Consider the following 7,539-nt stretch of genomic DNA (forward strand, 5'->3'; position numbering starts at 1 on the left):
CAATACGCCCCCATGCTAGATCACTGCCGAAAGAAATGCCCTGGTGCGCTCCTCGCGCGGCGCGCCCAAGACATCGGATGCACGCCCCTGCTCGACGATCGCGCCCTGGTCCATGTAGACGACGCGGTCGGCGACCTCGCGCGCGAAGCCGAGTTCGTGCGTCACGACCATCATGGTCATGCCGCTCCGCGCCAACTCCTTCATGACCGCCAAGACCTCGCCGACGAGCTCGGGATCGAGCGCGCTGGTCGGCTCGTCGAACAGCATCAGCATCGGCTTCATGGCAAGCGCGCGGGCAATCGCGACCCGCTGCTGCTGGCCGCCGGAGAGCTGGGCGGGATACGAGTCCGCTTTGGCCGACAATCCAACGCGCCGCAGCAGCTCGATCGCCTCCGCACGCACCTCGTCGGGTTTTCGGCCCTGCACCTGGAGCGGACCTTCGGTGATGTTTTCGAGCGCGGTCTTGTGCGGAAACAGGTTGAAGCGCTGGAACACCATGCCGGTTTTCAGCCGCTGCCGCCCGATTTCGCGCTCGGTGAGGCGATGCAGCCGCGCGCCCTGCTCGCGCACGCCCAAGAGCTCGCCATCGAGCCAGATGCCGCCACTGTCGATCGCGGCGAGCTGGTTGATGCAGCGGAGCAGTGTGGTCTTGCCCGAGCCGGAGGCGCCGATCAGACACATCACCTCGCCGGGCCGGATGTCGAGCGAGACATTCTTGAGAGCCTGAAACTCGCCAAAACTCTTGCTGACGGAGCGGATCGCGACGAGGGGTTTTGTCATCGTGCGAGCCGCAATGTGCCACGCGCAAAACGGCGCTCGAGCAGCATCTGGAGCGGCGTCAGGACCGAGACGGCGAGGAGGTACCAGAGCCCGGCCACGATCAGGAGTTCGATCACGCGCGAATTGGCGTAGTAGATGTTTTCGGCGTTGTGCAGCAGTTCCGGATACTGGATGACGCTGGCGAGCGAGGTCGCCTTCACCATGCCGATGAACTCGTTGCCGAGCGGCGGGATCACCACCCGCATCGCCTGCGGCAGCACGATCCGGCGCAGCGCACGCAAGCGTCCCATGCCGATCGCCTGCGCCGCCTCATATTGCCCGATATCGACCGACAGCATGCCGGCGCGCATCACTTCCGACGTATAGGCGCCCTGGTTGATGCCGAGCCCAAGCAGCGCGGCAAGGAACGGCGTCATGACGTCGACGGCGCGCGCGCTCCAAAGGCCGGGAATGCCGATGGTCGGAAACACCAGCGCGAGATTGAACCACAGCAGCAGTTGCAGGATCAGCGGTGTGCCGCGGAAAAACCAGGTGTAGCCAGCTGCGACGGTCTTCAGCACCGGATTGGGCGACAGCCGCATGATCGCGACCACCACGCCGAGGAAGATGCCGAGCGCCATCGCCAGCACCGCCATCACCATGGTGTTGACGATGCCTTCCAGGATCACCTTTACGGTCAGGAAGCGGCTGACATATGACCATTCGATCTGGCCGCTGGCAAAGGCGCGAACGATCAATGCAAGCACAGCAACGATCAGCGCTGCGCTGATCCAGCGAAACCAATGCGGCTTGCGCGCGATCCGCATCCCCGATAGGTCGGGAAAACCCTCCGCGAGTGCCGGTGCCATCTTCATTGCGGCGCTGCGTTCAGCATGGGCTGGGCGACCGCGTTGGCGCCGAGACCCCATTTGTCGAGAACGGCCTTGTAGGAGCCGTCGGCGATCATCGCGCTGAGCTTCTCGGTCACCACCTCACGAAGCGCCGCATCGTCCTTGCGGAACATGATGCCCTGATAGCCTTTGGCAAAGGGCTCGCCGATCACGCGGTATTTGCCGGATTCTTGCGTCTGCGCATAAGGCAGCGTCTCGCTGCCCTGCACGGCGGCGTCGATGCGGCCCTGCTTGAGCTGGTTGCGAACGTCGATCGAGTTCTCGCCCGGCACGTACTGGATCGCTGGCTTGCCGGCCGGCTCGCAATTCTGTTTGCTCCACTTCTCGATCTCGACCGGGAAGCTGGTGCTGCGGGTGGTCCCGACCTTCTTGCCACAGAGATCGGTCGCAGCCTTGGCTTCGTTCTCCGCCATCACGAAGAACTGCGGGCCGGTTCCCAGATAATCGACGAAATCTGCGGTCTCGCGCCGCGAGGCGCGATCGGAGATACCGGAGATGATGAAGTCGGCGCGCTTGGTCTGAAGCGACGGGATCAATTCGGCAAACGGCGTCTCGCTCCAGACGATCTTCACGCCGAGGCGCTTCGCGAGTTCGTTCGCCAGATCGACGTCGAGCCCGACGAGCTCATTCGTCGCGGGATCGCGGTATTCCATCGGCGCGTAGGTCGAGTTGACTGTGAGCTTCAACGCGCCCGCCTGCTTGATCTCCGCCGGAAGCTCGACCGCCTGCGCGGACGTCACGGCAGCCAACGCTGCGAGGCCGAGGAAATACGAGAGGCGCGTCATATCGGCTCCTTTGCCAACGTTGTTGGAACGTCCTGTCAGTCTGCGTCGAGAACCGCGGGCTCGATGACGCCGGCGCGTTCGGTGATCACCCTGTATTGCTCCGGCCGCCGGTGCGCAGCGAAGTTGAACATCTTATCCTTGCCCTGGCGGCAGAGATCGAGATCGATGTCGGCGACGATCACCTCGTCAGTCAGCGTTGCGGCCTGCGCGACAATGCGGCCATTGGGATCGACGATGCAGGAGCCGCCGATCAGCCCGGAGCCGTCCTCCTCGCCTGCCTTCGCCACCGAGATCGCCCAGGTCGCGTTCATGTAGGCGTTGGCCTGCGTCACCAGCGTAGAATGGAAGGTGCGCAACGAGGCGTCTTCCGTGCTGCCGCCATTGGGATCATAGGCCGCCGAATTGTAGCCGATGCAGACAAGCTCGACGCCCTGCAGGCCAAGCACGCGCCAGGATTCCGGCCAGCGGCGATCGTTGCAGATCATCATGCCCATGATGGCGTGGGCCCAGGCCGATCCGGAGCGGAAGGCTGGAAAGCCGAGATCGCCATACTCGAAATAGCGCTTCTCGAGCTGCTGGTAGCGCGCACCTTGTCGCGGCTCGACCGAGCCCGGCAGATGCACCTTGCGATACCGGCCGAGCAGCTCGCCGTCGCGATCGACCAGGATGGCGCAATTGTAGCGGCGTCCATCCGGCGTCCGTTCGGCATAGCCGACATAGAAGCCGACGCGCAGCGCACGCGCACGATCGAACAAGGCGGCGACGTTCGGGTTCGGCATGCCGCGTTCGAAATAATGGTCGAGCGCCTCGCCTTCGAGCAGCCAGCGGGGAAAGAATGTGGTGAAGGCAAGCTCGGGGAACACCACGAGGCTGGCGCCGCGGCCGGCCGCCTCCTCCAGCAGAGCAAGCATCCGCGACAGCGTATGCTCGCGCGTATCGGCTTTTTGCGTCGGCCCCATCTGTGCGGCGGCGGCGCGAAGGACACGAACCAAGATTGCCTCCAATCTGTGCGCAGTGGCGCCTCAATGGGCGGATGAACCCTTTGATGCGACGTGCAAATCCGCTGCCATTACGCGGAAGCGGGGCTGCAAAATCAATTCGTTCTGCTATGATGTTTTGGCCCAGAGTATAATCGGCAGTGATATGAACCTGCGCCAGCTCGAGATTCTCCGCGCCGTCATCCGCCACCGCACCACGGTTGCGGCCGCCGACGAACTGGCGCTGTCGCAGCCTGCAGTCAGCAATGCGCTGAAGACGATGGAGGCGCAGGCGGGTTTTGCGCTGTTCGAACGCGTCAACAACCGGCTGTTTCCGACCACGGAAGCGATGGCGCTCTACAAGGAGAGCGAGGCGATCTTCGCGCTGCACGCAAAGCTCGAGAACCGTATGCGCGATCTGCGCGAGAACCGCTCCGGGCATCTCGCGCTGGTCGCGACGCCGCCGCTCGCCTACAGCATCATCCCTTCGGCTCTGTCGGGCTTCCTGCGTCGCCGCCCGGAGACGCGGGTGTTCTTCGACGTGCGGCGCTATGAGGGCATCATCGAAGGCGTGCTCAACCGCGTCGCCGAGCTCGGCTTCGCGCTCGGGCTGACACATCATCCAGGCATCGCCCATGAAGTGGTGCACACCGGCGAGATGGTGTGCGTGCTGCCGCCGCAGCACCCGCTCGCCGACCGGCCGGTGATCTCGGCCGCGGACCTGTCCGGCCTGCCCTTCATCGGGCTCGAGCGCGGCACGCGACTCGGTGAAGCTGTGCGTGACAGTTTCGCCCGCGTCGGCGCGCCGTTCCAGCCGACCGTCGAGGTACGCTACTGCAACACGGCCTGCGTGCTCGCCGCCGCCGGCGTCGGCGCCGCGGTGGTCGATCCCTTCTCGCCGCGGCAGAACGGCGGGACCGGCCTCGTCGTGCGGCCGTTCGCGCCGACGACGCACGCGGTGGCCTATATGCTATGGTCGGAAGCCGAGCCGCTGTCGCGCCTGGCCAAGGCGTTTCTCGACGAGGTCCGGAAAGAGAGTGCGCTGCTGGAGCGTACAGCGCCACACCAGCAACATGGGGCAGGAAGCGACTAGGATTGACCTTCACCCGAGGGCACATGGCACGCATCACCATCATCGAAACCGGGCAGGTCCCACAAGAATATCGCGAGCGCCACGGCTCGTTCCCCGACATGTTCGAGCGCATGATCCGCGCCGAGGATCCGGCAGCCACGATCGACATCGTCAGCATCCCGAACGGCGACGCGCTTCCCGATCCGCGCAATTTGGAGGCGGTGCTGATCACCGGCGCGGCCGCCGGCGTCTATGACGGGCTCGACTGGATCGCGCCGCTGGAAGATTTCGTGCGCGCGGCCTACGCCAACAGGACACCGATGGTCGGCGTCTGCTTCGGTCATCAATTGATCGCGCAGGCGCTCGGAGGCACCGTGCGCAAGTCGGAGAAGGGCTGGGGCATCGGCCGGCACGTCTATCAGGTGCTGCCGGACAACGGCGTCGTTGACGGCGGAGTGGTCGCCATCGCCTGCTCGCATCAGGACCAGGTGATTGAGCCGCCGAACGATGCGCTGACGATCCTCTCCTCCGAATTCACCCCGCACGCCGGCCTGCTCTACGCCAACGGCGCGACGCTGACTGTGCAGCCGCATCCCGAGTTCGACGTGGAGTTTGCGCAAGTGTGCTGCGAGCTGCGCGACGGCAAGGCGCCGGACGCGGTCGTTGCCACCGCGAGGGAGTCACTGGCGAAGCCGATGGATCACGCCAAGCTTGGTGGCGCGATTACGAGATTTTTGGCGCACAAATCCATCCCCTCATCCTGAGGAGCGCGCGCTCGCGCGCGTCTCGAAGGATAGAGGCCCGGATGCTGCAGCAATCCGGGCCTGCATGGTTCGAGACGCCGCTTCGCGGCTCCTCACCATGAGGGGAGAGAGTTGTTTGCAAGGCTCAGAACGGATCCGTCCCCAACCCCACCACATCCGCAGGCCTCGGCTCGGGCGCGGGCCAGTGAAACCGCCGGTCCTTCTCCGCAATCACGACGTCGTTGATCGAGGCCTCGCGCCGCCGCATCAGGCCGTGCTCGTCGAACTCCCACTGCTCGTTGCCGTAGGAGCGATACCACTGGCCGCTCGCATCGTGCCATTCGTACTGGAAGCGCACGGCGATGCGGTTTTCGTCGAACGCCCAGAGGTCCTTGATCAGGCGGTAGTCGTGCTCCTTCTCCCATTTGCGGGTGAGGAACGCGACGATGGCTTCGCGCCCCTGAAAAACCTCGGAGCGATTGCGCCAGCGGCTGTCCTCGGTGTAGGCGAACGAGACGCGCACCGGGTCGCGCGAATTCCAGGCATCCTCGGCCATGCGGGCCTTTTGCGCGGCGGTCTCACGGGTGAAGGGCGGAAGCGGCGGGCGCGACATGAGGGCCTCATCGGTTGGCGGGAGTGCAATCTATCGCCGCCCGCGGGGGAGTCGAGAGGCCGTCCGCTATCGCCCGATCACGAAATCAGATCAGCTTTCATCAAGGCGCGGATCGATTTCGGGATCGGCTGGGCCCGGCCGCCGCTGATGAAGGCGACGCGCACCTCGGCTTTCACCAGCACGTTTTCCCCGCGCCGCACCTCCTGCGCCAGCACGATGGAGGCGCCCTTCACCGCGACCGGCCAGGTCACGACGTCGAGCACGTCGTCCATCCGCGCGGGCTTGAGGAAATCGAGATGCATCGAGCGCACCACGAAGGCGAAGCTTGCGTCTTCCGTCTCGGCCTGCTCGAACAATGCCTGCTGCTCCGCGCCCATCAGCCGCAGATGGTTGGTCCGCCCGCGCTCCATGAAGCGCAGATAGTTGGCGTGATAGACGATGCCGGAAAACTCTGGTTTGACGATATCGCAACAGGATACGAACTGCTTGATTTCGTTGGGGCGCTGGAGGGCGATAGCGTGAACAAGCGTAGATTTTTCTACGTCCCTTTCATGGCGAGCCGCAGCGCCTTCGGGATCAGCTTCAGTGTTCACCTAGCTCGCCTCGAGAGAAATGTCAGCCCCGCCGCGAGCATAGCGGTCCGAAGGGGCATGCGGGACGAGTGCAGCGACAACACCGGTGTTTGAGCGGCACGCGGGAACGGGGCAGCAATAACGCTCGCCACAGGCGAGCCCGTTTTCCGAGAGCCCTCGACGAGGAGCACTTTATGTCTTGCGCGAGGCATCGTCACCCGAAGGGCCGAGACAGCATGGCTCGGCAGCTGGCTCATAGAGCCCCGTCCGCGGAGCGGACGTGCCCACAACCCTAATCAGATCCGTACTTGTGCCATGGGCGAAAACCGCGCCACTTATGAGCCTGAAATTCGGGAGATCCTATCGCGGACCTCACACGACTGATCCCACATGAAGAACGTCTGCGGTTGTTTGCGTGAGAGTTTCCGGGTTCGTTGCTCCATCGGCGCCGCCTGACCGAAAGCCCAACCGATCGCTCCTGCATTGACGGTTTCATCCGCGGAGCCAGAGCAGGACTGGCGTGTATCGTACTCCGTCAACCAGCTCGTGGCCGGAATAGTCGACGAACAGTTTCTCGCCGGCGACATGGACCTGGCGCCAGGGTGGGCTTGAGGGGGCCGGCCCATTCCTTGTAGCGTTCGCAGAATCACGAATAGCTGAAGCAGTCGGAGTTAGGCAAAAGACCAAGGTAGCCGGGTTGCAGACTGTCAGCGGTGCGCGCCTCCTGGTTACCCCGATCGCAATCGCTAAAATAGCGATCACGATCCGCTGGAAACCGTGATCACGATCGGCTGGAACACGCACTTACCGAGCGCCCCGTCGACCTAACACGCTAGTAGTGCCGCGAGGTGGAGCGATGCCGCCAAGCTCTCTGGTGCGCGACAGGCAGCACACCGCGCCGATCTAAGCTCGCAAGCGAAGGGGCATGCCAAGCAGTTGGAGAGATCTGCAACGCCGCAACCTGACGCGGCGTTTGGTTCACGCATTTCTTCCAGCACCAATGTTGCAGTGCAGTTACAGCAATCTGCGTGCACGTTGTTAAGACGCACGAGGCTCGGGGCACTCAAGACATGAGAATAGAAATGAAGAACTTGTTGTTTACGGCAG

Annotated in this window: 8 protein-coding genes; 2 read left to right on the forward strand and 6 right to left on the reverse strand. The window is 63.9% G+C overall.

Going from position 1 to position 7,539, the window contains the following annotated elements:
* Positions 1–15 precede the first annotated feature (15 nt).
* The 4 genes from AC0L3P_RS30080 to AC0L3P_RS30095 are packed head-to-tail and all read right to left on the reverse strand — an operon-like array spanning position 16 to position 3,447.
* On the reverse strand, positions 16–780 hold the full coding sequence (locus AC0L3P_RS30080) for an amino acid ABC transporter ATP-binding protein (protein ID WP_473307536.1): 765 nt from the start codon (positions 778–780) through the stop codon (positions 16–18).
* On the reverse strand, positions 777–1,634 hold the full coding sequence (locus AC0L3P_RS30085; protein ID WP_473307539.1) for an amino acid ABC transporter permease: 858 nt from the start codon (positions 1,632–1,634) through the stop codon (positions 777–779). The genes AC0L3P_RS30080 and AC0L3P_RS30085 overlap by 4 nt, the downstream gene beginning before the upstream one ends.
* Positions 1,631–2,455: an ABC transporter substrate-binding protein gene (locus AC0L3P_RS30090; protein ID WP_473307543.1), complete on the reverse strand. Its 825-nt coding sequence runs from the start codon at positions 2,453–2,455 to the stop codon at positions 1,631–1,633. Before AC0L3P_RS30090 ends, AC0L3P_RS30085 begins: the two co-directional genes overlap by 4 nt.
* A gap of 35 nt (positions 2,456–2,490) precedes the next feature.
* Positions 2,491–3,447 (reverse strand): N-carbamoyl-D-amino-acid hydrolase, encoded by a 957-nt coding sequence (locus AC0L3P_RS30095; RefSeq protein ID WP_473307546.1) that lies wholly within the window; start codon positions 3,445–3,447, stop codon positions 2,491–2,493.
* A 151-nt stretch (positions 3,448–3,598) separates the two neighbouring features.
* Here AC0L3P_RS30095 and AC0L3P_RS30100 point away from each other — a divergent pair, with 151 nt between their 5' ends.
* Both AC0L3P_RS30100 and AC0L3P_RS30105 read left to right on the forward strand, forming a co-directional pair.
* A complete protein-coding gene (locus AC0L3P_RS30100; RefSeq protein WP_473307548.1) occupies positions 3,599–4,525 on the forward strand; it encodes a LysR family transcriptional regulator in 927 nt (308 codons plus the stop codon).
* Positions 4,526–4,548: 23 nt separating this feature from the next.
* Positions 4,549–5,268, forward strand: a complete 720-nt coding sequence (locus AC0L3P_RS30105; RefSeq protein WP_473307550.1) for a type 1 glutamine amidotransferase — start codon at positions 4,549–4,551, stop codon at positions 5,266–5,268.
* A 124-nt stretch (positions 5,269–5,392) separates the two neighbouring features.
* On the opposite strand, the gene AC0L3P_RS30110 is transcribed toward AC0L3P_RS30105, so the two are convergent.
* On the reverse strand, positions 5,393–5,860 hold the full coding sequence (locus AC0L3P_RS30110; RefSeq protein WP_473307552.1) for a nuclear transport factor 2 family protein: 468 nt from the start codon (positions 5,858–5,860) through the stop codon (positions 5,393–5,395).
* Between the two features lie 77 nt (positions 5,861–5,937).
* Positions 5,938–6,453, reverse strand: coding sequence for a YbgC/FadM family acyl-CoA thioesterase (locus AC0L3P_RS30115; RefSeq protein ID WP_473307554.1), 516 nt, complete (start codon positions 6,451–6,453; stop codon positions 5,938–5,940).
* Positions 6,454–7,539 lie beyond the last annotated feature (1,086 nt).

Source organism: Bradyrhizobium sp. WSM4874 (assembly GCF_055811835.1).

What these genes read in the sequence shown, in the direction of transcription:
- AC0L3P_RS30100 (WP_473307548.1), top strand. Translation starts at nt 3,599, where the DNA reads ATGAACCTGCGCCAGCTCGAGATTCTCCGCGCCGTCATCCGCCACCGC.
- AC0L3P_RS30080 (WP_473307536.1), bottom strand. Translation starts at nt 780, where the DNA reads ATGACAAAACCCCTCGTCGCGATCCGCTCCGTCAGCAAGAGTTTTGGC.
- AC0L3P_RS30110 (WP_473307552.1), bottom strand. Translation starts at nt 5,860, where the DNA reads ATGTCGCGCCCGCCGCTTCCGCCCTTCACCCGTGAGACCGCCGCGCAA.
- AC0L3P_RS30090 (WP_473307543.1), bottom strand. Translation starts at nt 2,455, where the DNA reads ATGACGCGCCTCTCGTATTTCCTCGGCCTCGCAGCGTTGGCTGCCGTG.
- AC0L3P_RS30105 (WP_473307550.1), top strand. Translation starts at nt 4,549, where the DNA reads ATGGCACGCATCACCATCATCGAAACCGGGCAGGTCCCACAAGAATAT.
- AC0L3P_RS30085 (WP_473307539.1), bottom strand. Translation starts at nt 1,634, where the DNA reads ATGAAGATGGCACCGGCACTCGCGGAGGGTTTTCCCGACCTATCGGGG.